20 protein-coding genes, 1 pseudogene and 1 riboswitch are annotated in these 23331 nt (G+C 62.6%); of the genes and pseudogenes, 16 read left to right on the forward strand and 5 right to left on the reverse strand.

The annotated features are described in order from the left end of the window. Positions 1–2 precede the first annotated feature (2 nt). The 4 genes from ubiB (at position 3) to coaBC (ending at position 6344) form a co-directional block, all read left to right on the forward strand. Positions 3–1577, forward strand: coding sequence for a 2-polyprenylphenol 6-hydroxylase (gene ubiB, locus QO002_RS03550; protein ID WP_307226747.1), 1575 nt, complete (start codon positions 3–5; stop codon positions 1575–1577). Positions 1578–1751: 174 nt separating this feature from the next. Continuing rightward, the gene (locus QO002_RS03555) at positions 1752–3008 is read left to right on the forward strand and encodes an efflux RND transporter periplasmic adaptor subunit (RefSeq protein WP_307226749.1); all 1257 of its coding nucleotides are present in this window, start codon (positions 1752–1754) and stop codon (positions 3006–3008) included. 11 nt (positions 3009–3019) lie between these two features. Beyond that, on the forward strand, positions 3020–4966 hold the full coding sequence (locus QO002_RS03560; protein ID WP_307226752.1) for a MacB family efflux pump subunit: 1947 nt from the start codon (positions 3020–3022) through the stop codon (positions 4964–4966). Positions 4967–5138: 172 nt separating this feature from the next. Further along, a complete protein-coding gene (gene coaBC, locus QO002_RS03565; protein WP_307226755.1) occupies positions 5139–6344 on the forward strand; it encodes a bifunctional phosphopantothenoylcysteine decarboxylase/phosphopantothenate--cysteine ligase CoaBC in 1206 nt (401 codons plus the stop codon). Here coaBC and QO002_RS03570 read toward each other — a convergent pair. Continuing rightward, positions 6330–7172: a class II glutamine amidotransferase gene (locus tag QO002_RS03570; RefSeq protein ID WP_307226757.1), complete on the reverse strand. Its 843-nt coding sequence runs from the start codon at positions 7170–7172 to the stop codon at positions 6330–6332. The genes coaBC and QO002_RS03570 overlap by 15 nt on opposite strands. A gap of 339 nt (positions 7173–7511) precedes the next feature. Here QO002_RS03570 and QO002_RS03575 point away from each other — a divergent pair, with 339 nt between their 5' ends. The 10 genes and pseudogenes from QO002_RS03575 (at position 7512) to QO002_RS03615 (ending at position 17499) form a co-directional block, all read left to right on the forward strand. Beyond that, positions 7512–8360, forward strand: a complete 849-nt coding sequence (locus QO002_RS03575; protein WP_307226759.1) for a MurR/RpiR family transcriptional regulator — start codon at positions 7512–7514, stop codon at positions 8358–8360. A 91-nt stretch (positions 8361–8451) separates the two neighbouring features. Next, positions 8452–10389, forward strand: a complete 1938-nt coding sequence (locus QO002_RS03580) for a bifunctional 5-dehydro-2-deoxygluconokinase/5-dehydro-2-deoxyphosphogluconate aldolase (RefSeq protein WP_307226761.1) — start codon at positions 8452–8454, stop codon at positions 10387–10389. 271 nt (positions 10390–10660) lie between these two features. Further along, on the forward strand, positions 10661–12514 hold the full coding sequence (gene iolD / locus QO002_RS03585) for a 3D-(3,5/4)-trihydroxycyclohexane-1,2-dione acylhydrolase (decyclizing) (protein ID WP_307226763.1): 1854 nt from the start codon (positions 10661–10663) through the stop codon (positions 12512–12514). A 65-nt stretch (positions 12515–12579) separates the two neighbouring features. Further along, positions 12580–13497, forward strand: a complete 918-nt coding sequence (gene iolE, locus QO002_RS03590; protein WP_307226765.1) for a myo-inosose-2 dehydratase — start codon at positions 12580–12582, stop codon at positions 13495–13497. A 35-nt stretch (positions 13498–13532) separates the two neighbouring features. Beyond that, the gene (iolB, locus tag QO002_RS03595) at positions 13533–14333 is read left to right on the forward strand and encodes a 5-deoxy-glucuronate isomerase (protein ID WP_307226767.1); all 801 of its coding nucleotides are present in this window, start codon (positions 13533–13535) and stop codon (positions 14331–14333) included. 45 nt (positions 14334–14378) lie between these two features. Beyond that, a complete protein-coding gene (locus tag QO002_RS03600; protein WP_307226769.1) occupies positions 14379–14783 on the forward strand; it encodes a GFA family protein in 405 nt (134 codons plus the stop codon). A 68-nt stretch (positions 14784–14851) separates the two neighbouring features. Next, positions 14852–15190, forward strand: a pseudogene (locus QO002_RS31100) (AraC family ligand binding domain-containing protein); the annotation flags it as partial. Positions 15191–15457: 267 nt separating this feature from the next. Beyond that, complete coding sequence (locus QO002_RS31105; protein WP_442417767.1) at positions 15458–15847, forward strand: helix-turn-helix transcriptional regulator; 390 nt, start codon at positions 15458–15460, stop codon at positions 15845–15847. A gap of 72 nt (positions 15848–15919) precedes the next feature. Beyond that, positions 15920–16531, forward strand: coding sequence for a LysE family translocator (locus tag QO002_RS03610; RefSeq protein ID WP_307226774.1), 612 nt, complete (start codon positions 15920–15922; stop codon positions 16529–16531). A gap of 293 nt (positions 16532–16824) precedes the next feature. Beyond that, positions 16825–17499, forward strand: a complete 675-nt coding sequence (locus QO002_RS03615) for an HAD family hydrolase (RefSeq protein ID WP_307226776.1) — start codon at positions 16825–16827, stop codon at positions 17497–17499. 10 nt (positions 17500–17509) lie between these two features. Here QO002_RS03615 and thiD read toward each other — a convergent pair whose 3' ends face one another. The 4 genes from thiD to QO002_RS03635 form a co-directional block, all read right to left on the reverse strand. Then, positions 17510–18313, reverse strand: a complete 804-nt coding sequence (gene thiD, locus QO002_RS03620) for a bifunctional hydroxymethylpyrimidine kinase/phosphomethylpyrimidine kinase (RefSeq protein WP_307226777.1) — start codon at positions 18311–18313, stop codon at positions 17510–17512. Further along, on the reverse strand, positions 18310–18945 hold the full coding sequence (thiE, locus tag QO002_RS03625; RefSeq protein WP_307226779.1) for a thiamine phosphate synthase: 636 nt from the start codon (positions 18943–18945) through the stop codon (positions 18310–18312). The genes thiD and thiE overlap by 4 nt, the downstream gene beginning before the upstream one ends. Beyond that, positions 18942–19739 carry a hydroxyethylthiazole kinase gene (gene thiM / locus QO002_RS03630; protein ID WP_307226782.1) on the reverse strand — a complete coding sequence of 266 codons (798 nt, stop codon included), beginning with the start codon at positions 19737–19739 and terminating at the stop codon, positions 18942–18944. The genes thiE and thiM overlap by 4 nt, the downstream gene beginning before the upstream one ends. A 48-nt stretch (positions 19740–19787) precedes the next feature. Continuing rightward, positions 19788–19884: riboswitch (TPP riboswitch) on the reverse strand. Between the two features lie 116 nt (positions 19885–20000). Continuing rightward, positions 20001–21584, reverse strand: coding sequence for a peptide chain release factor 3 (locus tag QO002_RS03635; protein WP_307226784.1), 1584 nt, complete (start codon positions 21582–21584; stop codon positions 20001–20003). A 90-nt stretch (positions 21585–21674) separates the two neighbouring features. Here QO002_RS03635 and dut point away from each other — a divergent pair, with 90 nt between their 5' ends. Both dut and QO002_RS03645 read left to right on the forward strand, forming a co-directional pair. Next, a complete protein-coding gene (gene dut, locus QO002_RS03640) occupies positions 21675–22145 on the forward strand; it encodes a dUTP diphosphatase (RefSeq protein WP_307226786.1) in 471 nt (156 codons plus the stop codon). Continuing rightward, a complete protein-coding gene (locus tag QO002_RS03645; protein ID WP_307226788.1) occupies positions 22146–23027 on the forward strand; it encodes a GNAT family N-acetyltransferase in 882 nt (293 codons plus the stop codon). Positions 23028–23331: the final 304 nt, after the last annotated feature.

The following is a 23331-nucleotide window of genomic DNA, read 5'->3' on the forward strand; positions in this document are numbered from 1 at the left end:
AGATGAGTACGCCCGGAGCCTATCTTCGCCTGGTCCGTATCGGTTGGGTTCTCGTGCGTGAGGGTGTCGTCTCGGCATTGCCGTCGGAAGACCTGCCCGCCTTCGCTCGGCTCGGTCAATCGGTCGCCGGGTTGCTGTCGCGCCGCCGTGCCCTTCATCATGATCGCAGCGATCGGCTGGCGCGCGCCATCGAGCGTCTTGGTCCGTCCTATGTGAAGATCGGCCAGTTCCTCGCCACGCGGCCGGATGTGGTCGGCGCGGATTTTGCCAATGATCTGGCCTTTCTGCAGGACCGGATGGCGACCTTTCCCATCGAAGAGGCGCGCGCGGCGATCGAAGCCTCGCTGGGCCGCTCCGTTTCGGAGCTCTACGGCCACCTCGACGCACCGATCGCTGCCGCCTCGATCGCTCAGGTTCATCCGGCGACGGTGCTGGATGGGGGCGTCGAGCGCAAGGTTGCCGTCAAGGTCATCCGCCCCGGCATTCGCCAGCGTTTTGCCCACGACCTGGAAGCGATGTACCTCGTTTCTCGGCTTCAGGAACGTTTTCTGCCCCATACACGGCGCCTGCGCCCCGTCGAAGTGACGAAGACGCTGGAGCAGACGACCAAGATCGAGATGGATCTGCGGCTGGAGGCTGCGGCCCTGTCGGAGATCGCCGAGAACTCCAAGGCCGATCCTGGCTTTCGCGTGCCAGCAGTCGACTGGGAGCGGACGGGCCGCGATGTCGTGACCATGGAATGGATCGACGGCATCAAGATGTCCGATGTCCAGGGTCTGGCTGCGGCTGGTCATGATCTCGATGCGCTCGCCGATACGCTGATCCAGTCCTTCCTGCGCCATACCCTGCGCGACGGCTTCTTCCATGCCGACATGCACCAGGGCAATCTGTTCGTCGATCCGGCCGGCATGATTGTCGCCGTCGACTTCGGCATTGTCGGTCGCCTCGGCAAGAAGGAGCGGCGGTTCCTCGCCGAAATCCTCTATGGCTTCATCACCCGCGATTATCGCCGGGTCGCCAACGTGCATTTCGAGGCGGGCTACGTGCCCTCGCATCATGACGTCGCAAGCTTCGCCCAGGCGATCCGGGCGATCGGCGAGCCGATCCACGGCCAGCCGGCTGAAACCATCTCCATGGCCAAGCTGCTGACGCTGTTGTTCGAGGTGACCGAGCTCTTCGACATGCAGACGCGGCCCGAGCTGGTCATGCTTCAGAAGACCATGGTCGTCGTCGAAGGTGTCGCTCGCACCCTCAATCCGCGCTTCAACATGTGGAAAGCGTCGGAACCGGTGGTTGGAGCCTGGATCCGCGACAATCTCGGTCCGAAACGCATCTTCTCGGATGTACGGGAAGGCCTGCATGCTGCCCTGCGCCTTGCGGAAGCAGCGCCTGAAATTGCCGCCAAGACCGAAAAATTCTCCCGCCAACTCACAGAAATGGCCGAGAACGGGTTCCGTTTCGATGCCCAGACGGCAGAAGCCATAGGTCGTTCGGAAGCACGCCATAGCCGCACCGGACGGCTTGCACTCTGGGTGATTGCGGCGACACTGATCTACATCGCCTGGAAGCTCGTTTAATGTTTGTCGTTTCCGAAGTTGGGTAGTATCCGCTTCGGAAACACTCCGAAACGAAAAAACCAAAACATTACAAAGATTTCATCCGCTCAGACTTCATTCAGGCGCAGTTAGCTATTACGTGAAGGGATAGTTGGCAGCGCTGGCTGCTCCTTTCAAGCGAGGACGTGCAGAACGATGGCGGATGTTTCCCGGAAAATCGATGCGCAACCGGCGGCCGAGGAAGATGCTGCGCCTGCACTGTTGCCGCGTCGTCCACGCCGCCGCACCCGCCGCGGCTGGCTCCTTCTGCCTGTTCTGATCGCAATCGGTGCGGCCGGCTGGTACGGCTGGAACCAGTACAAGGGGGAGACAACAGTCGCTTCGGTCGTGACCGAAACCCCGGTGCGCGGCACGATCGAAAACAGCGTGACGGCGTCTGGTCTGCTCAGCCCCGTCAAGGATGTTGACGTCGGTGCACAGGTCTCCGGCCAGCTGAAAAGCCTGAAGGTCGAGATCGGTGATACGGTCAGGCAAGGCCAGCTGATCGCAGAGATGGACAGTGCCTCGATCGAGACCCAGATCGAGATCGCCGAAGCCGAGCTCGCCAATCTCGAAGCGCAGATGCTCGACAAGAAGGCGCAGGTGGTTCTTGGCGCTGCCAATCTGACCCGTCAGCAGAACCTCGTTGCCAGCAATGGCGCGGCGCAATCGGCGCTGGACGAAGCCGTGGCCAATCTGGCGACCGCCGAGGCGAATGTCGCGGCGCTCGAAGCGCAGATCCGCAAGCAGGAGGCGACCCTCAAGGACGCCCGCATCAGCCTCGGCTACACCAAGATCTACGCCCCGATGGCCGGCACCATCGTCGAGACATCAGCCAAGGAAGGCCAGACGCTGAATGCCAACCAGTCGACGCCGACGATTGTCACGGTTGCCGACCTGTCGACCATGACAGTGGAGGCGGAGGTTTCGGAAGCCGATGTTGGCAAGCTCCGGGTTGGAATGGATGCCTATTTCACCCTGCTCGGCCAGCCCGGCAAACACTATGAAGGCAAGCTGCGCCAGATCAAGCCGACGCCATCGACTGAAAACAACGTCGTGCTCTACTACGCGCTGTTCGACGTGCCCAATCCTGAAGGTACGTTGATGATGAACATGACGGCCCAGGTGTTCTTCGTCCAGGCGCGTGCCGAAGATGTGCTGACGGTTCCGGTCGCCGCCGTTCACACCGGCTCGGATGGCAAGAGCAGCGAAGTGACGGTCGTGACCGGCTCGGGTGCTCAGGAAACCCGTGTCGTCGAAACCGGCGTGAAGAGCCGCGTGCGCGTCGAAATCAAAAGCGGGCTCGAAGAGAATGACCGTGTGGTCGTCGGTGCCGGCTCCGGTGACGGCGGCACGAAAAATCGCAGCGCGAACCGGCGCGGCATGGGCGGCATGCCGCCGCCGATGTTCTAGGGCGGCGGGTCATGGCTCCGATCATTTCACTCAAGGATATCCGCAAGACCTTCGTCAACGGCGATGTCGCCGTAGACGTCCTGCGCGGCGTGTCGCTGGATATCCGCGCCGGCGAGTTCGTCGCCATCGTCGGCGCTTCGGGTTCCGGCAAGTCGACGCTGATGAACATCCTCGGATGCCTCGATACGCCGACCGGCGGGCAATATCTGCTCGAAGGCGAGGATGTCTCCGATCTCGATGCGGACGAGCTTGCCGCCCGCCGCCGCCAGCTCTTCGGCTTCGTTTTCCAGAGCTACAATCTCGTGCCGACCGCAACCGCGCAGGAGAACGTCGAAATCCCCGCCATCTATGCCGGCATGCCGGGGGCTGACCGCCGCGCACGCGCCGAGACGCTGCTGACCTCGCTCAATCTCGGCGAACGGCTTGATCATCTGCCCAGCCAGCTTTCCGGCGGCCAGCAGCAGCGCGTCTCGATCGCACGCGCCCTCATGAACGGCGGCCAGATCATCCTTGCCGACGAACCCACCGGCGCGCTCGACAGCCAGAGCGGCCGCGATGTGATGGCGACGCTCCGGCGCATGAATGGCGAAGGCCACACCGTCATCATCATCACCCACGCGCCGGAACTTGCCGAGGCTGCAGACCGGGTGATCGAGATCAGCGACGGCCGCATCACCGCCGACCGGATGACCGGCAATGTCCACCGCATGGCAAGAGGCGTCGTCAAGCCGGCCGTGAAGGCCAAGGGCACGGCCGCCATCTCGACCGACCTTGCCGAAGCCGTGCGCATGTCGTTCCGGGCCTTGAAATCCAACCTCTTCCGCACCGTCCTGACCTTGCTCGGCATCGTCATCGGCGTCAGCTCCGTCGTCGCCATGCTGGCGATCGGCACCGGCGCGCAGGATCAGGTCTTGAGCCGCATTTCCGCCATGGGCTCGAACCTGCTCGTGGTCCGGCCCAATATGTCCAATTTCCGTGGCGGCGAGGGCGGCAGCATCGTCTCGTTGATCCCGTCTGATGCCGACGCCATTCTCAATCTGCCGAATATCAGCTTTGCGGTACCGGAAATGCAGAGCACGCTGACGGTGCGGGCCGGAAACAAGGATACCCAGACGACCGTTAACGGCACGGTGCCGCAGTTCACAACGGCCAAGTCCTGGGAGGTGGAGGACGGCGCCTTCATCGAAAAAGCCGACATGGACAGCTACGCCAGCGTCGCCGTGCTCGGACGCACGGTTGCCGATGCGCTGTTTCCTGACGGCGCCGATCCGCTCGGCCAGTATATCCTGATCAAGAACATTCCCTTCCAGGTCATCGGCGTGATGGCCAAGAAAGGCGCGACTGCCGGCGGCAACGATCAGGACGATACCGTTCTGGTGCCGCTTTCGACCGGCAACCTGCGTCTGTTCGGGGCAAGAAACGTCCGCTCCATCACCGTGCAGGTTAAGGATGATGGCGCCATCAACGTCACCCAGGATCAGATTCAGGCATTGCTGGATGAACGTCACAATCGGCAGGATACGCAGATCACCAATCTCGCCGCCATCCGCGAAACCTTCACGGAAACGTCGAATATCCTGAAGATATTCCTCGGCTCGATTGCCGCCATCTCGCTGCTGGTCGGCGGGATCGGGGTCATGAACATCATGCTGGTCTCGGTGACAGAGCGTACCCGCGAGATTGGCATCCGTATGGCAACCGGCGCGCGGGCGCGCGATATCCTCACCCAGTTCATCGTCGAGGCGCTGGTCGTCTCGGCGCTCGGCGGTCTGATCGGCATCGCCCTCGGTCTCGGCATCGGCGGCATCGCCCAGGCGTTGGGTATCGCGGTGACCTTCTCCGCCGGCCCGGTCCTCCTTGCCTTTGCCAGCGCCTTCCTGACCGGCCTCGTCTTCGGTTACCTGCCGGCTCACAACGCCTCGCGCCTGCAGCCGGCTGTGGCGCTTGCTTCCGTGTGAAAGGCCGGGAATTGTTTCCCGGAACCCCTCTCGGACGGGGAGGTGCCCGGCAGCGCGGAGGAGGGAGAGGCAATTTCCGCAATCAAGGGACAAACGCCGCAAGCCTTTGATTTGATGAATGCCCGCGATAGAGTGCCAGCGCACATCCATGCCTGCCATATCGGATAGAACCATGATCCTTCAGGGAAAACGCATTCTCCTCATCATCTCCGGCGGCATCGCGGCCTATAAGATCCTCGATCTCATCCGTCGCCTTCGGGAGCGCGGCGCATCCGTCCGCCCGGTGATGACGGCGGGCGCGCAGGCTTTCGTAACGCCGCTTGTCGTTGGCGCTTTGGCGGCCGACAAGGTGTTTACCGAACTCTTTTCCCGCGAGGACGAGCAGGATGTCGGCCATATCCGGTTGGCCCGCGATTGCGACCTCGTGCTGATCGCGCCAGCAACGGCCAACCTGATGGCGAAGATGGCAAGCGGCCTCGCCGATGATCTCGCCTCAACGATCCTGTTGGCGACCAACCGGCCGGTGCTCGCCGCACCCGCCATGAACCCGAAGATGTGGGCGCATCCCGCCACCCGCCGTAACCATGCGACGCTCGTCGGTGACGGCATCCGCTTCGTCGGCCCGGCCTCCGGAGAGATGGCCGAAAGCGGCGAGAAGGGGGAAGGCCGCATGGCCGAACCGCTCGAGATCGTCGCCGCCGTCGAAACCTTGCTCGATACCGGTGACAAGCCGCTCGCCGGCAAGAAAGCCATCGTCACCTCCGGCCCCACCCATGAGCCGATCGATCCCGTGCGCTATATCGCCAACCGCTCGTCAGGCAAGCAAGGCCATGCGATCGCCGCCGAGTTGTCCCAGCTTGGCGCTGAGGTGACGCTGGTCTCCGGCCCCGTCATCATTCCCGATCCCAAGGGTGTCAAGGTCATTCATGTCGAGCGGGCTGAAGAGATGCGTGATGCGGTGCTGTCAGCCCTGCCGGCCGATATTGCCGTCATGGTTGCCGCCGTCGCCGACTGGCGCGTGGCATCCGCCGCGGGCAACAAGATCAAGAAGCAGCCCGGCGAAACCCCACCGTCGCTGCTGCTTACGGAAAACCCGGATATCCTGAAAACAGTAGGTCATCACGCCCAACGCCCCAAGCTGGTCGTCGGCTTTGCCGCAGAAACACAGAATGTCGCGGAAAACGGCCGCTCCAAGCTGGAGCGCAAGGGGGCGGATTACATCATCGCCAATGACGTTTCGCCGGAAACCGGCATCATGGGCGGCGACCGCAACCGGGTGAAGGTCATTGGCAAGGCCGGCGACGAGGACTGGCCGGAGATGGACAAACAATCAGTCGCGGAAAAGATCGCCCGGCTGATCGCCTCACATTTTGCGTGAGAAGGCCCGGTTGTTGGAAACCGCATGCTGCGTCTGCGGACTGGCATCGCGGCCACCGGTGCCGAACAGCCGGACATCGACACCGTTTTCGCCGACAATGACGGCGGTCCCATCCGGGATTTCCACCCAGGCATTGTCGTCGTCGTTCAGCGGCTCGGAAACGAGGCAATAGCCGCCGCTTGGTCCCATCGGCGCAGCATAAAGCGTTGGTGCGCGCCAATCGGAGGCATAGCGCACGGCATAGAGATCACGGCCGTCGGAGAAGGCGGCGGTGAAACGCACCAGCGTCTGCAGCTCCAGATGCTCGGATAGCCGCTCGACGAAGGCAAGCGTCTCGGCCATCGCGCCGAGCGGATCGTGCTCCAGACCGAATTGTAGCGCCAAAAGAAACAGCAGTTCGCTGTCGGTCGTGCCGGTGCGGGCCGCATAGAGATCGTTGTCGAGCATCGCCTCCATCGGCCGCCGCAGCTGCTCGAAATCGCCGATCTGGCCGTTGTGCATGAACGACCAGCGGCCATGGACGAAGGGATGGCAATTGTCGCGTCGCGTGCCGCCGCCGGTCGCGGCGCGCACATGGGCGAGGAAGAGGGGCGAGCGGATCTGGCGGGCGATGCTTCTGAGGTTGCAGTCCGACCACGCCGGCAGGATATCGCGGTAGCGGCCGGGCTCCGGATGGTCGCCATACCAGGCGATGCCGAAACCGTCGCCATTGGTTGCTGTCTTGGCGCGGGTGGCGCAATGGGACTGCTCGATCAGCGAATGGGCCGGCGATGTCACCAGATCTTCCAGATAGAGCGGTTCCCCGCGATAGGCTGCCCAGCGGCACATGATCGGAACTCCAGCTTGGCAGCGAAAGAGCTGCCATTGACGGTCGGTTAACCATGATTTCATCTGATCATTCAACGCAAAACCGTAAAAATGCGTTAACGATCACTCCCCCACGGTTGATGCAAGAGCGGATAGTCGATTTTCGGGCGAAATTTGGTTCCTCGGGAAACTGATGGTCGCCGTTGGTGCGAAAATGCCGGGACCTGCCCCCTCTCAAGCTTGATGCGGCCACCGTGATCACACGGTCCCGTCGGGTTCCGATCAAAAATGGAATGAACGTTCTGTCCTCTTGTCGAGTGATCGGCTAGAACCATCCGGGGATAGATAAAAGGGTGAACGATGAACCAGGCCACCACACCGCGGGATTTCGAAGCGCTGAAGGCGGCGATCCTTCAACGTAAGGCAACGCTGCCCAAGCGGTTGAAGCAGGTGGCGGCCTATGCGCTGGATAATCCGGATGAAATCGCTTTCGGCACGGCCGCAAGCATTGCCGTGTCGGCAGATGTCCAGCCGTCGACGCTGGTGCGTTTCGCGCAGCATTTCGGTTTCGAAGGTTTTTCCAGCCTGCAGCAGATTTTTCGCGCACGGTTGCGGGAGCGGGCGCCGGGATACGACGAGCGGCTGAAGGCGCTGGCGGAAAAGGGCAACAACGAACTTGAAAGTGGCGCGATCCTGAACGGCTTTACCGCTGCCGCCCACAAGTCCCTTGACGCCCTGACGGGCTCGATCGATCCCGCACGCCTGGAAAAGGCCGTGAACCTCTTGGCCGATGCCGCAACCATCTACCTGATCGCCAAGCGCCGGGCTTATCCGATCACCAGCTACATGGCCTATGCCTTTGGCAAGTTGAAAATCCGCTGTCAGATCGTCGGCACGGCAGCCGGCATCGACGACGACCTTCTGGCCTTTGCCGGTCCCAAAGATGCCACTTTTGCCGTCAGCTTTTCACCCTATGCTGCGGAAACTGTGGGGCAAGCCTTGGCCGCTGCGGGCAGAGGCATTCCTGTTGTTTCCCTGACGGACTCCGCATTTTCGCCCTTGGCAGAGTGTTCCACCGTATGGTTCGAACTTGCCGAAGCCGATCATGCCGGCTTTCGCTCGCTATCCGCCAGCATGGCCTTTGCCATGGCGTTGACCGTCGCCGTCGCCGAAAAGCGTCAGCAGAGTGCAACGAAATTAATGGAATGAAAATTCCATATTGACTTGAAGTCGGAATTTATGTTTCATTCAATAAAAGCTTGAAACAATCGGGCTACAAGCAGACTGCCGGGAGGAAGATGTGACCGAGAGCCACGAAGCGTCGGCCGAAAAGCGGCTCGATATCATCACGATTGGCCGTGCATCAGTCGATCTCTATGGCCAGCAGATAGGTACCCGCCTCGAGGATGTCGCAAGCTTTGCCAAGTCCGTCGGCGGCTGCCCGACCAACATCTCCGTCGGCACCGCGCGTCTGGGTCTGAAATCGGCCCTGATCACCCGCGTCGGCAAAGAGCAGATGGGCCGCTTCATCCGCGAACAGCTCGCGCGTGAGGGTGTCGAGACGGCGGGCATCGTCACCGATCCCGAACGGCTGACTGCGCTGGCGATCCTGTCGGTCGAGAGCGACCATTCCTTCCCGCTGCTGTTCTACCGCGACAACTGCGCCGACAATGCCTTGTGCGAAGCCGATATCGACGAAGCCTTCATCCGCTCGTCCCGCGCCATCCTCGTCACCGGCACGCATTTTTCTAAGCCGCACACCGACGCCGCCCAGCGCAAGGCGATTCGCATCGCCAAGGCCAATGGCGGCAAGGTCGTGTTCGATATCGATTACCGCCCGAACCTCTGGGGCCTCGCCGGCCACGATGCCGGCGACAACCGTTACATCGCCTCCGAGCGGGTTTCGGCGCATCTGAAGACGGTGCTTTCCAAGTGCGACCTGATCGTCGGCACCGAAGAGGAAGTGCTGATCGCCTCGGGCGAAGAAAACCTGCTCTCGGCGCTCAAAACCATCCGCGCCAATTCCTCCGCCACCATCGTCCTGAAGCGCGGCCCCATGGGCTGCATCGTCTATGACGGCCCGGTGCCGGACGATCTGGAACAGGGCATCGTCGGCAAGGGCTTTCCGATCGAGGTCTACAATGTTCTCGGTGCCGGCGACGCCTTCATGTCCGGCTTCCTGCGCGGCTGGTTGCGCGGCGAGCCCCATGCCACCTCGGCCACCTGGGCCAACGCCTGCGGCGCCTTCGCCGTTTCCCGCCTGCTCTGCGCGCCGGAAATCCCGACCTGGACGGAGCTGCAGTTCTTCCTCGAAAATGGCAGCAAGGAAAAGGCGTTGCGCAAGGACGAGGCAATCAACCACGTCCATTGGGCCACCACCCGCCGCCGCGACATTCCCCAACTCATGGCGCTCGCCATCGATCATCGTATCCAGCTCGAAGACCTGGCGGCGGGAGACGCCGACAAGCTAGCGCGCATCCCTGCCTTCAAGGTCCTGGCCGTCAGGGCCGCCGAACGCATCGCCGCCGGCCGTCCCGGCTTCGGCATGCTGATCGACGACAAGTTCGGCCGAGAAGCCCTGTTCGCGGCCTCGAGGAACCGCGATTTCTGGATTGGCAAGCCGATCGAACTTCCGGGTTCCCGGCCGCTGCAGTTCGAATTCAGCCAGGATCTCGGCAGCCGCCTGATCGACTGGCCCGTCGATCACTGCATCAAGGTCCTGAGCTTCTATCACCCGGATGACCCGGCCGAGCTGAAGGCAACCCAGATCGCCAAGCTGCGCTCCGCCTTCGAGGCCGCCCGCAAGGTCGGCCGCGAAATCCTGATCGAGATCATCGCCGGAAAACACGGCACGCTTGCGGACGATACGGTCGCCCGCGCCCTGACCGAGCTTTATGATGCCGGTTTGAAGCCGGATTGGTGGAAGCTCGAACCGCAGGCAAACCGCGCGGCCTGGGCGGCGATTGACAAGGTCGTAGAGACCCGCGACCCGCTCTGCCGCGGCGTGGTGCTGCTCGGGCTGGAAGCGCCCTATGAGGCGCTGAAAGAGGGTTTCGCTGCGGCCAAGGGCGCGCGTACCGTCAAGGGTTTCGCTGTGGGACGCACGATCTTCGCCGATGCCGCCAAGGCGTGGCTAGGCGGATCGATGGATGATGAAGCTGCGATTGCCGACATGGCGATCCGCTTTGGAGCGCTGGTCGAGTTGTGGCAAGGGTTGGATGAGACGAAGGCCGCGTGAGGCCCACCCTCTCCCAGCGGGGAGAAGGTGGCGCACAGCGCCGGATGAGGGGCGGCTTGCTCAGCATTTGGCGTCCCGCCCCCTCATCGCCTCGCATCCGCTCGGCACTTCGCCCCGTTGGGGAGAAGTGGCATCCGGGAGTGGTGTAACGGAAAAGAACAATCTCCCCCCTTGAGGGGGGGATGTCACGCAGTGACAGAGGGGGGTAAAACCCTCCCCACAAAGGCAGACAATGATACCGGACCTGGTCCGCGTATGGGAGGAGAAAACAATGGCCCAGAAAACCGTTCGCCTGACCATGGCGCAGGCGGTGGCGCGGTTCCTGACGCGGCAGATGACCGTGATCGACGGCGAGAAGCTGCCGATCTTCGGCGGCGTCTTCGCCATTTTCGGCCACGGCAACGTCGCCGGCGTCGGCGAGGCGCTGCATGCCATTAAGGACACGCTGCCGACCTATCGCGGCCAGAACGAGCAGGGCATGGCCAATGCGGCGATCGCCTTCGCCAAGGCAAGCTTCCGCCGCCGCTTCATGGCCTGCACCACCTCCATCGGCCCCGGCGCGCTCAACATGGTGACCTCGGCAGCACTCGCCCACGTCAACCGCCTGCCGGTCCTTCTCCTGCCCGGCGACGTCTTCGCCAACCGCCGCCCCGATCCGGTGCTGCAGCAGGTCGAAGGTTTCGCCGATGGCACCATCTCGGCCAATGACTGCTTCCGCCCCGTCTCCCGCTATTTCGACCGCATCACCCGTCCGGAACAGATCATCCCGGCCCTGCGCCGCGCCATGCAGGTGCTGACCGACCCGGCAGACTGCGGACCGGTGACGCTCTCGCTCTGCCAGGATGTGCAGGCGGAGGCTTACGATTATCCCGAAAACTTCTTCGACGAGAAGGTCTGGGTGCCCCGCCGCCTCCGCCCGGATGCCGACGAACTCGCCTCCGCCATCGCTGCGCTGAAGGCGGCAAAGACCCCCGTCATCATCGCTGGCGGCGGCGTGCTGTATTCCGAAGCCAGCGCCGCACTCGTAGCGTTTGCCGAAAAACACGGTATCCCCGTCGTCGAAACCCAGGCCGGCAAGTCCGCGCTGCCGCATAGCCACCCGCTCAACATGGGCTCCGTCGGCGTCACCGGCACCTCCGCCTCGAATGCGTTGACGGAAACGGCGGACGTGGTTCTTGCCGTCGGCTCCCGCCTACAGGATTTCACCACCGGCTCCTGGGGGCTGTTCAAGAATGACGACCTGAACATCCTCGGCCTCAACGTGCAGCCTTTCGATGCGGCCAAGCATGAAAGTCTTCCCCTTGTCGCCGATGCCCGCGAAGGCCTTGAGGCTCTGAGCGCCGGCCTTGGATTGTATAAGGTTGATGCCGCTTGGACAGACAAGGCCGAGACGCTGAAAGCGGAATGGTTGAAGGCCGCGAACAAAGCAACCGCGACCACCAATTCAGCACTCCCCTCCGACGCGCAAGTCATCGGCGCCGTCCAGCGCGCCCGCGGCGGTAAAGCAACGACGCTTGTCTGCGCCGCTGGTGGTCTGCCGGGCGAGCTGCACAAGCTCTGGCAGGCTGAAACGCCCGGCAGCTACCATATGGAATACGGCTTCTCGACCATGGGCTATGAGATCGCCGGCGGTCTCGGCGTCAAGCTGGCGAAGCCGGACAGCGACGTCATCGTCATGGTCGGCGATGGCAGCTACATGATGCTGAATGCCGAGATCGCCTCCTCGATCATGCTCGGCGCCAAGCTGACCATCGTGCTGCTCGACAATGCCGGCTACGGCTGCATCAACCGGCTGCAGATGGCGACCGGTGGTGCGAACTTCAACAACCTCCTGAAGGATACTCACCACGTCACGCTGCCCGGCATCGATTTCGCTGCCCACGCCGCCGCCATGGGCGCCGTCTCCCGCAAGGTCGCCTCGATCAGTGAGCTGGAAACCGCGCTGAAGGAAACGGTCGGTGAGACCCGCACGACCGTCATCGTCATCGACACCGACCCGCTGATCACCACCGATGAGGGCGGGCACTGGTGGGATGTTGCCGTGCCCGAAGTGTCGGAGCGTTCCTCTGTCAACGAGGCCCGAAAGACTTACGAAAAGGCGCTACTCGCCCAGCGCTTCGGTTAAAGTCCGAACCCAGATCACTTTCGAAGAGCCTGCTGCGGGCTCGCAAACAACGCTTGGAGAATTTCATGAAAGCCAAACTCGGCATGTCGCCCATCGCCTGGTGGAACGACGATCTTCCCGAACTCAGCGACGACGTTTCGCTCGACGAATGCCTGCGCCAATCCCGCAGCGCCGGCTTCACCGGCATGGAGCAGGGTCGCCGTTTTCCCAACAATCCAAATGACATGCTGCCGATCCTGCGCGCAGCCGACGTGACGCTCTGCGGCGGCTGGTTCTCCGGCACACTGGTTGACGAGGATCTGTCGGCCAACAAGGATCGCATCGCACCGATGATCGCGCTGTTCAAGGCCGTCAATGCGCCCTGCATCGTCTATGGCGAAGTCGGCCGCTCGATCCAGGGCGACCGCTCTAAGCCGCTCGCCACCAAAACGCGCCTTGGCGATGACGAGATGAAGGCCTACGGGCGTCGCGTCACCGCATTCGGCGAATGGTGCGCCGATCAGGGCATGCCGCTCTCCTACCATCACCACATGGCCGCCGTCGTTGAAACCGAGCCGGAGCTCGACGCCTTCATGCGTAATTCCGGCGAGGGCATCCCGCTGCTCTTGGACGCCGGCCATCTGGCCTTCGCCGGTGGCGACGTGATGCGCGCCATCGACAATCACCATGCCCGCATCAACCATGTGCATGTGAAGGACATCCGCCAGCCGGTGGTGGATGGACTGGATCGCAGCAAGCAATCCTTCCTCGATGCCGTGGCGCTCGGCGCCTTCACCGTGCCGGGCGACGGCTCGCTCGATTTCGGCGCCATCGTCCAGCGTTTCGCAGATTATGGCTATGAGGGCTGGTTCGTGGTCGAGGCCGAGCAGGATCCCCGCAAATCGCCGCCGCAGAAGATGGCGGAGATCGGTTATGCCGAACTCATGCGCGTCATGACCGCTGCAGGGTATACGGTGGAAACGGAAGGTTTTCCGAAGGGCTGACGGCCTGTCGGGAAAGGGATAGAAGGACAAAGCTCATGCCAAACCTGCTCGTGAAACCCAAGGGCATCGCCGGCCGCGTCCACGAGATCACGCCGGAAAGCGCCGGCTGGACCTATGTCGGCTTCGCTCTCGACCGTCTCGCGGCCGGTGAAAGCTCCAGCGGAGAAACCGGCGACAAGGAAGTCTGCCTCGTCCTCGTCACCGGCAAGGCCAAGGTTTTCGTCGACGGCGAGGATTTCGGCGAACTCGGCGAGCGCATGACCCCGTTCGAGGGGCAGCCCTATGCCGTCTATGTGCCGAAGGGCAGCCATTGGCAGGTCACCGCCACCACGGCGCTCGAACTCGCCGTCTGCTCCGCGCCGGGCGGAGAGGGTTACAAGGCCAAGGTTATCCGCCCCGGCACCCACCCGCTGATGACCCGCGGCAAGGGGACCAACACGCGTTATGTCACCAACATCATGCCAGAAGACGACGCCTCTGCCCATTCCCTGCTGGTGGTGGAAGTCATCACCCCCGGCGGCCACACCTCATCCTATCCCCCCCACAAGCACGATCAGGACAATCTCCCTGCCGAAAGTTTCCTCGAGGAAACCTACTACCACCGTCTCAATCCGTCTCAGGGTTTTGCCATGCAGCGCGTCTATACCGACGACCGCTCATTGGACGAAACCATGGCCGTGGAGGACGGCGACGTGGCATTGGTGCCCAAGGGTTACCATCCGGTCGCCGCGATCCATGGTTACGACCTTTACTACCTCAACGTCATGGCCGGCCCCTCCCGCATCTGGAAATTCCACAATGCGCCGGAGCATCAATGGCTTTTCACCGGCATATGATGCGCTACCTTCTTCTTAGAGCGCTCAGCGAAGAGGGAGGCGGCCATGAGAATAGACGGACAATGTCATTGCGGGTTCATTTCCTATGAAGCCGAGATCGACCCGCAAAACGTTTCCATATGCCACTGCACCGATTGCCAGCAACTGACCGGCAGTGCCTATCGTGTCACGGTCCGCTGCAACCTCACCGATTTCGATCTCACCGGCGGTGCGCCGAAAATCTACGTGAAGCACGGTGACAACGGCAAGCGACGCTACCAGATGTTCTGCCCCAATTGCGGCTCGCCCATCTATACGACCGGCACGGGAGAGGATGCCTCCGAAATCGGCATTCGTGTTGGCACGGTCAACCAGCGGCGGGAACTCGCCCCGAAAAAGCAGAAGTGGTGCTCTTCCGCCCTGCCGTGGAGCGCATCGATCGAAGCCTTGCCGGGCCGGCCTGGCGAATGACCGCCCTCGCCGAACCCCGCCCACCAAAGCGCAAGCCTGTCGTCGTGCGCCGTATCCTGTTTAGCGGTATGGAGGCGGTCGAAGCCGACACGCGGCAGAGCTTTCCGCGCCATATCCACGACACCTTCGGCATCGGCCTCATCCACCGCGGCGCCCAACGCTCGGCCAGTGGCCGCGGCCCGGTCGAGGCGGGCGCCGGTGATGTGATTACCGTCAATCCGGGTGAAATTCATGATGGCCTGCCGATTGGTGGGGATGGCCGTGCCTGGCATATGCTCTATCTCGACCCGGAGCTGATGGGTGAGGCCTGTCGTGATGTCAGTGAAGCAAAGTATCGCGTGGCCGAGTTTTCCGATCCCGTGATCCGCAACCCTATTATCGCATCCGATTTCGCGCGGGTTTACGCGACCATCACCGGCCGAAGTTTGGCAGCGGAAGATGCCCCGAACGCCCTCTTCTCCTCATCTGGGAGGTGGCCCGAAGGGCCGGATGAGGGTGCCTTGCCGCACACTCGGACCGCGCCGTCCCACCCCCCTTCTGTCGGCTGCGCCGGGAGGCTACCCCCGCCAATCTTCCCCCTTGAGGGGGAGATGCCCGACAGGGCAGAGGGGGGTAAAAGCCACAAGCTCGAACCCCACGGCAGCCCATCATCGGCGGAACAACAAACCGCGATCATGGCCGCCGAAGCCTGGCTGCTCCAAACCTGCGCCACCCTGCTTGTGCAGCAATCTACCATAAGACCCGGCATTCCCGCATCCGTGCGCCACGCCCGCATTCTGATCGACGATGACCCAACCGCACCGATCTCCCTCTCCGATCTTGCCGAGGCAAGCGGCCTCAGTCGCTATCAGGTCCTGCGCGCCTTCTCCCAATGGATGGGCCTTACTCCCCACGCCTACATCGTCCAGCGCCGTCTCAATATGGCGCGGCGGTTTATCGGCACAGGCATGCCGCTCGCCGACGCCGCTGCCGCAAGCGGCTTTTCCGACCAGAGCCATATGACCCGGCTTTTCACCCGCTTTTTCGGCTTCAGCCCCGGCATGCTCGCAGCCGGCCGGCGCTGACTCTGCAATTGCGTTCAAGACTTAAGGCCAACTTCCCGGTTGACTGGCTGCAGTCCAACACGGGAGCCCACAATGAGCCTCGATTACATCTTCACATCGCTGATCGTCATCCTGCTGCCGGGAACCGGCGTGCTCTATACGCTCGCCTGCGGCCTGAACGGCGGCGTGCGTGGCAGCATCCTGGCAGCTGTCGGCTGCACGCTCGGCATCCTGCCGCATCTGGCAGCAAGTGTCGTCGGCCTTGCGGCCCTTCTGCACACCAGCGCACTCGCCTTCGAAATCGTCAAATATCTCGGCGTCGCCTATCTGTTCTACATGGCATGGCGCGTAGCCCGGAATACGGAAAGCCTTGAAGTCAACGAAAACGCACCGCGCCTTTCCGCCACCCGCACAATCGCCACCGGCTTCCTGCTCAATATCCTGAACCCGAAACTGTCGCTGTTCTTCCTGGCCTTCTTGCCGCAATTCGTCGCCGTCGATTCCACAAATCAGACGATGGCGATGATCGGCCTTGCCCTAATCTTCATGGCCCTGACCTTCGTCGTTTTCATCGGATATGGCCTTTTCGCCGCCTTTACCCGCCGACAGATCGTATCACGGCCGGGCGTGACCTTTTGGCTACGCCGCTCCTTCGCCGCCGCTTTCGGGCTGATGGGGTTGCGACTGGCGCTCGGTGGGCGCTGATGGCGGAAATCCTCACGGAACAAGACTGTTGTTTTCCATGCTCTGCGCCCCGCCCGGCATCCCCGTCAAGGTAGGGCAATCACTTATGGAAGTCCCCTCTCGACAAGGAGGGAGGGGCTCAACCCAGCCATCCGCCTCCAGCTTGTGGGAAGGGTTGGGGAGGGGCTGAACTGGCGTGCCCCGAGGCTGATCGCCTCTCTCGCTCGATATCCGTTTGATCCGACGCGCAAAACTTCGTATTCGAAAGGCCCCTCCAGAGCGTCAACGCCCGGATCATCAAGGAGCTATCCCAAGTGTCATCCCCCACGTCGCCGGTTTTCGGCAAGAAATATTCCGCCTTCCTGTTCGACATGGATGGCACCTTGCTGAATTCGATTGCGGCTGCTGAACGGGTCTGGAGCCGCTGGGCGGAACGTCATGGGCTGGATGTTGCGACCTTCCTGCCGACCATGCACGGTAAGCGTGGCGTCGATACCATTCGCCAGCTTGGTCTTCCGGGCGTGGATCCGGTAGCGGAAGCAGCCCAGGTGACACAGGATGAAATCGATGATGTCACCGGCGTCATCCCGATCCCCGGCGCCATCGATTTCGTCAAAAACCTGCCCGCCGAGCGTTGGGCGATCGTTACCTCCTCGCCCATAAAGCTCGCCAAGGTCCGCATGGCTGCTGCCGGCCTGCCAGAGCCGAAATTCATCGTGACGGCGGAAGATGTTTCCCGCGGAAAGCCAAGTCCGGAATGCTATCTGCTCGGCGCAAAGCGCGTCGGCTTCGATCCGACAGAATGCCTGGTGTTCGAAGATGTGGCTGCCGGTGTTCTGGCCGGTGAAGCCGCTGGTTCGGATGTCATGGTCATTACCACGACCCACACCCATCCGCTCGAAACCTCCCATCCCGGCATCAACGGCTACCACGGCATCGTGGCCGCCACGGATGAGAATGGTAATCTGTATCTTACTGATAACCGGTGACAGATCGCGATCAGTCCTTCCAGAGATGATGAAAATGCTGCACCGGCCCATGGCCGGAGCCGACGGAAAGATCGGCTGCGGCGGCGATAGCACCCAGCAGATAGTCTTTAGCAGTCTCGGTGGCGGTGCCAACGTCCGCACCCTTGGCAAGCTCGGCGGCAAGTGCGCTTGAAAGCGTGCAGCCGGTGCCATGGGTGTTTGCCGTCGCAATACGTGCACCCTCGAACCAGCGGACACCGCGCGTCGTCACAAGCACATCCGGGCTGTCGCCCTCATCAAGATGGCCGCCCTTGACCAGCACGGCCTTCGGGCCGCGGGCGAGAAGCCGGCTTGCCTGCGCCGCCATGCCGTCACGATCATCAGCGGGCTCCTCGCCGAGTAGAGCGGCTGCTTCCGGCAGATTGGGCGTAACGAGCGTCGCCAGCGGCAGTAGCCGGCGGCAAAGCACCTCCACGGCATCCGGCGCCAGCAGCGGCGCACCGCCCTTGGCAATCATCACAGGGTCGAGCACGATGGGGATATCGCGGTGCGCGACTAGAACGTCGGCCACGGCTTGCGCAATGCCGGCATTGGCGATCATGCCGATCTTCACCGCATCGACCCGGACATCGGCGAAGACGGCAGCGATCTGCTGTGCCACGAAATCGGGCGGCACGGCCTGCACACCGGTCACTCCTTGCGTGTTCTGCGCCGTCAGTGCCGTCAGCGCCGCCATACCGTAGACGCCACGGGCGGCAAAGGTCTTGAGATCAGCCTGAATACCGGCGCCTCCGGAGGGATCGGAGCCGGCGATGGAGAGAACATTGCAGATCATCGGCGAGCCTCCTTGATCAGGATGGCAAGCGCACGGGCGGCCTCACGCGGATCGGGCGTGCCGCAGATAGCTGAGACGACTGCAAGGCCATCGGCGCCGGCGTCGAGAACGGCCTTGACATGGCTGCCTTTAAGCCCGCCGATGGCGACGGAGGGCACCGGGCTCGCCGCGACAAGAGCAGCAAGACCATCGAAACCAACGGGCTGTTTGTGATCCGGCTTCGTCGCCGTCGCAAAGACGGGCCCGACACCGACATAATCGACGATGCCGGGATCTAGCCTCCGGGTGGCTTCCAGCGTCTCCACGGAAACGCCGAGTATCATCTTCTTGCCGATCTGCTTGCGTGCAAGTGCGGGGTCGCCATCATCCTGCCCGATATGCAGCCCATCCGCGCCGATCCGGCAAGCTGCCTCGATATCGTCATTGACGATCAATAACGCGCCGGTGCCTGCCAGCGCCCGTTTCAGCGTCAAGCCAGTCTCGACAAGCCGCTCGGTACCGCCGGTCTTGTCACGCAGCTGTACGATCGTCGTACCGCCTTCGACGGCTGCCCGCGCCGTCTCCACCATGCCATAGCCGGCGCAGAGGTCGGGATCGAGAACCAGATAGAGCGAGAGGTCGAAGCGCTTCATGCCGTCGTTACCGTGGCATCGAGCGCGGCCGGATCGAGGGCTGCAAGCGCATCGAGGAAGCGCCACTGGAACGAGCCCGGTCCTTCCGCGAGCTTCGCAGCCTCGGTCCCGGCCGCAGCAAAGGTAGCAAGCGCGGCAATCGTCGCATCGAACGGCGCATCCGGGCGCACTGCCACGAAGGCGCCGACAAGGCAGGTGAGTGAGCATCCGAGAGCGGTAATCTTCGGCATGAGCGCCGAGCCGCCATGGATATGCGCAGACCGTAAGCCATCCGTTACGAAATCTACCTCTCCTGTCACGGCAACCACAGCCCTATGCTGGCGTGCAAGCAGGATGGCCGATTGCTCGGCAAACTCGACCGAATCCCCGCTATCCACGCCTTTCCCGGCACCTGTGCCGCCGGCAAGGGCGATAATCTCGGAAGCATTGGCGCGAATGATCGCCGGCTTCAAACCCATGAGGCTGCGTGTCGCATCCCGTCGGAAGCCGGTGGCGTAATGCGCAACCGGATCGAGCGCCCAGGGCTTGCCCGCAGCATTGGCAGCTTTCGCGGCCGCCTCCATGCCGGCAATCCACTGCGTCGACAGTGTGCCGATATTGATTGTGAGCGCACCGGCGATGCCGGCAAACTCGCCGGCCTCCTCTGGGGCATGCACCATGGCGGGCGAAGCGCCGGCGGCCAGCATGACATTGGCGGCGATGTTCATCGCCACGTAATTGGTGATGCACTGGACGAGCGGGGCGCGCGCGCGCATCTGCGTTAAAAACCGGCTTGCGGGAATGGTGTTCGTCATCTCGGCCCCTTTCGACGGGGGCGGACGTCGGGCGGGCCACGAGGCTGCGGCAGGCCCGAAACGACTCCCTCCGCCAGCATGATCTGGTTCAGGTTCAAAGGGTGCTTCTCAGCCCGGCTTTCGCCAGACGCCCCTGTCTTTCACCTCTTTTGTGCCAGAGATGGGTAAGCCTGTCACGCGGAAATTTCGAAGTCGAATGCCATAAACAATGAAACAGTCCAAAAGGACGGTTTCATTGTTTCAAATCTAAATAGGCCGAAATCAGGCCGCCTTGGCGACGTGATATTCCTTGATGGCGACCATCTTGATTGCCGGGAAACGCTCCGCCTCGTAACGCAGCGAAAAGCTGTCCTGCGCCAGGAAAACCGGGTCGCCATCCAGATCGCGGGCGATATCGCCGCGCTTGACGGTGAGGAATTTTTCAAGCTCCGCCGGCTGGTCGGACGAGATCCAGCGGCAGACTGAAAAGCGGGCCATATCGAAGGAAACCGGCAGCCCATATTCCGATTGCAGCCGCTCCTTCAGGACGTCGAGTTGCAGCGCGCCGACGACGCCGACGATGGCCGGCGAGCCATCTTCGGGCTGGAACAGCTGCACAACGCCTTCCTCGGCCATCTGCTGCAGCGCTTCCTTCAGTTTCTTCGCTTTCATCGCATCTTCCAGCCGCACGCGGCGCAGGATTTCCGGCGAGAAGTTCGGCACGCCCTGGAACACCAGCGCCTCGCCTTCGGTCAGCGTATCACCGATCCTGAGCGTCCCGTGGTTTGGGATGCCGACGACATCGCCGGCATAGGCGGTATCGGCCAGTTGGCGTTGCGAGGCAAAGAAGAACTGCGGCGCAGTGAGGCCGAGCTGCTTGCCGGTGCGCGCCAGTCGCGCTTTCATGCCGCGCTCCAGCTTGCCCGAGCAGATGCGGGCAAAGGCGATACGGTCGCGGTGGTTGGGGTCCATGTTCGCCTGGATCTTGAAGACAAAGGCGGTCATGCGGTCTTCCGCGGCATGCACGGTGCGGATGTCGGCCACCTGATCGCGCGGCGGCGGCGCAAAATCGCCCAGCGCATTGATGAGATCGCGAACGCCGAAATTCCTGAGCGCCGAGCCGAAGAACACCGGCGTCATATGGCCTTCGAGAAACGCCTGACGATCGAACGGACGGCAGGCCTCGATGGCCAGTTCCGTTTCGTCGATGAAGGCCTGGCGTTCATTTTCGGGCAGCCGGCCAGCCACGGCCTGGGGGCCGTTGACCTTGGTCGGGGTAATCTCGGTATCCGAGCCACGCACGGTGTTTTCAGCGATATTATAGGAGCCGCAGAAGGTCTTGGAGCGGCCGATCGGCCAGGTGATCGGCGCCGTGTCGAGTGCCAGCTTCTCTTCCACCTCGTCGAGGATCTCGAAGGGATCGCGGCTTTCCCGGTCCATCTTGTTGATGAAGGTGAGGATCGGGATGTCGCGCATGCGGCAGACTTCGAACAGCTTCAGCGTCCGCGGCTCGATGCCCTTGGCGGCGTCGATGACCATGACGGCCGCATCGACAGCCGTCAGCGTGCGATAGGTGTCGTCCGCGAAGTCTTCGTGGCCGGGCGTATCGAGGATGTTGAAGACGTTGCCGTCATATTCGAAGGTCATCACCGAAGTGACGACCGAGATGCCGCGCTCGCGTTCGATCTTCATCCAGTCCGAGCGGGTCTGGATACGGTCCTTCTTGGCCTTGACTTCGCCTGCGAGCTGGATCGCGCCGCCGAACAGCAGCAGCTTTTCGGTGAGCGTGGTCTTGCCGGCATCGGGGTGGGCGATAATCGCGAAGGTACGGCGGCGGGAAACCGCCTCTGCAAGGCTTTCGGCCATAATCATGAATCCTGTGAATTGCGGGCTATCTAGCCATTCCGGGGCGAGATTGCAATTGACCTTGGGTCCGCGGGGGCAAAGTAATGCCGCATGACCTTGCACGCTGAAACCCGCCCGATGCTGAAACTCGTTCGCCTTGCCCATGGCGACGGGCTGGACCTGCCGTCTTATGAAACGACGGGTGCCGCAGGCATGGACCTGCGCGCGGCTGTCGCAGCCGATGCGACACTTACCCTGCAGCCCGGCGAACGCGCGCTGGTTCCGACCGGTTTCATCTTCGAAATCCCTGATGGTTACGAGGCGCAAATCCGCCCACGCTCCGGTCTTGCCTTCAAGCACGGCATCACCTGCCTCAACAGCCCCGGCACCATCGACAGCGACTATCGCGGCGAAGTGAAGGCGCTGCTGATCAATCACGGAACGGAACCCTTCATCGTCGAGCGCGGCATGCGCATCGCCCAGATTGTGATCGCGCCCGTCACGCAGGTTGCGGTCTGCGAGGCGGCCGAGACGAGCGAAACCCTGCGCGGTGCAGGCGGCTTCGGCTCCACCGGCGTCTGAATGCCGGGCGCGGAAGGGCTTACCTACCGCGAGGATTACTTCGCCGATCCCGCCGCGTGGCGCGGTCTGGTCAATCTGCTTCATGATACCTTCGGGATCGATGTCGGTCAGCTCGACCGGTTGGGCGGACCTGATCCCACAAGCCGGGCTTTTGCCTATTTCGACGAAGCCGGCGTCTGCGTTGCCAATTTCAGTCTGTTTTCCATGCCGATGGTGATCGATGGCCGGGCTGTCCGGGCCGTTGGTTACCAGTCCGGCGCTGTTCGGCCGGAGTGGCGTGGTCGCGGCCTGTATCGCGACCTGATGCAAAGGGCGTTTGCCTGGGCGAATGCGGCGGGCTGCGAACTCGAACTGCTGCTGACCGACAAGCCAGCGCTCTATGAAGCTTATGGTTTCCGCGCCGTGGCGGAACATGATTTCAAGGGTTTGGCGCCCATGGCGGACAGCGGCGTCGCGAAAGGCCGTCTGCTTGATCTCGATAACCCCGGCGATCTCGCCTTGACGACGCGGCTCCTGGCGACGCGTGCGCCGGTGTCGAGCCGTTTTGCCGTTACCCGGCAGGGCGAGATGTTTCTGCTCAGCGCCGTTTTCGATGGCGACATCCGCCTGAGCTACAGCGCATCGCTCGATCTGATCGTAGCGTGGCAGATGGATGGGGCCGAGTTCAAGGTTCTCGATGTCGTCGCCGCCAAGATGCCGCCGCTCTCCACGATCCTCGCCGCGATTGGAACAACGGCGACGGAAGTCACCGTGTGTTTCCCACCGGACAAGCTGGGGTGGGAGGGAGAGGCCTTGGAGAGGAGGCCTCATGCCGGGCTGATGATCCGCGGCAACGTATCGCTGATTCATCCTCTCGCTCTTTCGCCGATGGCAGGCTTCTGAGGTTTCGGGCCCCGCGCAAACACCGCTGTAGCGCTTTTCCTCTTCTTTCCTCTTCTCCCCAGCGGGGAGAAGTGCCGAGCGAATGCGAGGCGATGAGGGGGGCATTGCCGCACGTTCGGTACCAGCGTCCCCCTCATCCGGCCCTTCGGGCCACCTTCTCCCCGCTGGGGAGAAGAGGGAGATTGCCGCCGTTTCAGCATTCCCCCAACAACGGGGACGTACCGATCGCACTTCCTCGGACGGCACTTGCCGCCGCATGTTGCGTACACAGGATCGTCCATACGCCGGCAAGCGCCATTCGCGC

This window comes from Pararhizobium capsulatum DSM 1112, assembly GCF_030814475.1.
Taxonomy (GTDB): domain Bacteria; phylum Pseudomonadota; class Alphaproteobacteria; order Rhizobiales; family Rhizobiaceae; genus Pararhizobium; species Pararhizobium capsulatum.

Coding starts and splice junctions, on each gene's coding strand:
- thiM (WP_307226782.1), bottom strand. CDS start 19,739: ATGACGAACACCATTCCCGCAAGCCGGTTTTTAACGCAGATGCGCGCG.
- QO002_RS03635 (WP_307226784.1), bottom strand. CDS start 21,584: ATGGCCGAAAGCCTTGCAGAGGCGGTTTCCCGCCGCCGTACCTTCGCG.
- thiD (WP_307226777.1), bottom strand. CDS start 18,313: ATGATCTGCAATGTTCTCTCCATCGCCGGCTCCGATCCCTCCGGAGGC.
- ubiB (WP_307226747.1), top strand. CDS start 3: ATGAGTACGCCCGGAGCCTATCTTCGCCTGGTCCGTATCGGTTGGGTT.
- iolD (WP_307226763.1), top strand. CDS start 10,661: ATGGCCCAGAAAACCGTTCGCCTGACCATGGCGCAGGCGGTGGCGCGG.
- iolB (WP_307226767.1), top strand. CDS start 13,533: ATGCCAAACCTGCTCGTGAAACCCAAGGGCATCGCCGGCCGCGTCCAC.
- QO002_RS03575 (WP_307226759.1), top strand. CDS start 7,512: ATGAACCAGGCCACCACACCGCGGGATTTCGAAGCGCTGAAGGCGGCG.
- QO002_RS03645 (WP_307226788.1), top strand. CDS start 22,146: ATGCCGGGCGCGGAAGGGCTTACCTACCGCGAGGATTACTTCGCCGAT.
- QO002_RS03570 (WP_307226757.1), bottom strand. CDS start 7,172: ATGTGCCGCTGGGCAGCCTATCGCGGGGAACCGCTCTATCTGGAAGAT.
- dut (WP_307226786.1), top strand. CDS start 21,675: ATGACCTTGCACGCTGAAACCCGCCCGATGCTGAAACTCGTTCGCCTT.
- thiE (WP_307226779.1), bottom strand. CDS start 18,945: ATGAAGCGCTTCGACCTCTCGCTCTATCTGGTTCTCGATCCCGACCTC.
- coaBC (WP_307226755.1), top strand. CDS start 5,139: ATGATCCTTCAGGGAAAACGCATTCTCCTCATCATCTCCGGCGGCATC.
- QO002_RS03555 (WP_307226749.1), top strand. CDS start 1,752: ATGGCGGATGTTTCCCGGAAAATCGATGCGCAACCGGCGGCCGAGGAA.
- iolE (WP_307226765.1), top strand. CDS start 12,580: ATGAAAGCCAAACTCGGCATGTCGCCCATCGCCTGGTGGAACGACGAT.
- QO002_RS31105 (WP_442417767.1), top strand. CDS start 15,458: ATGGCCGCCGAAGCCTGGCTGCTCCAAACCTGCGCCACCCTGCTTGTG.
- QO002_RS03610 (WP_307226774.1), top strand. CDS start 15,920: ATGAGCCTCGATTACATCTTCACATCGCTGATCGTCATCCTGCTGCCG.
- QO002_RS03560 (WP_307226752.1), top strand. CDS start 3,020: ATGGCTCCGATCATTTCACTCAAGGATATCCGCAAGACCTTCGTCAAC.
- QO002_RS03600 (WP_307226769.1), top strand. CDS start 14,379: ATGAGAATAGACGGACAATGTCATTGCGGGTTCATTTCCTATGAAGCC.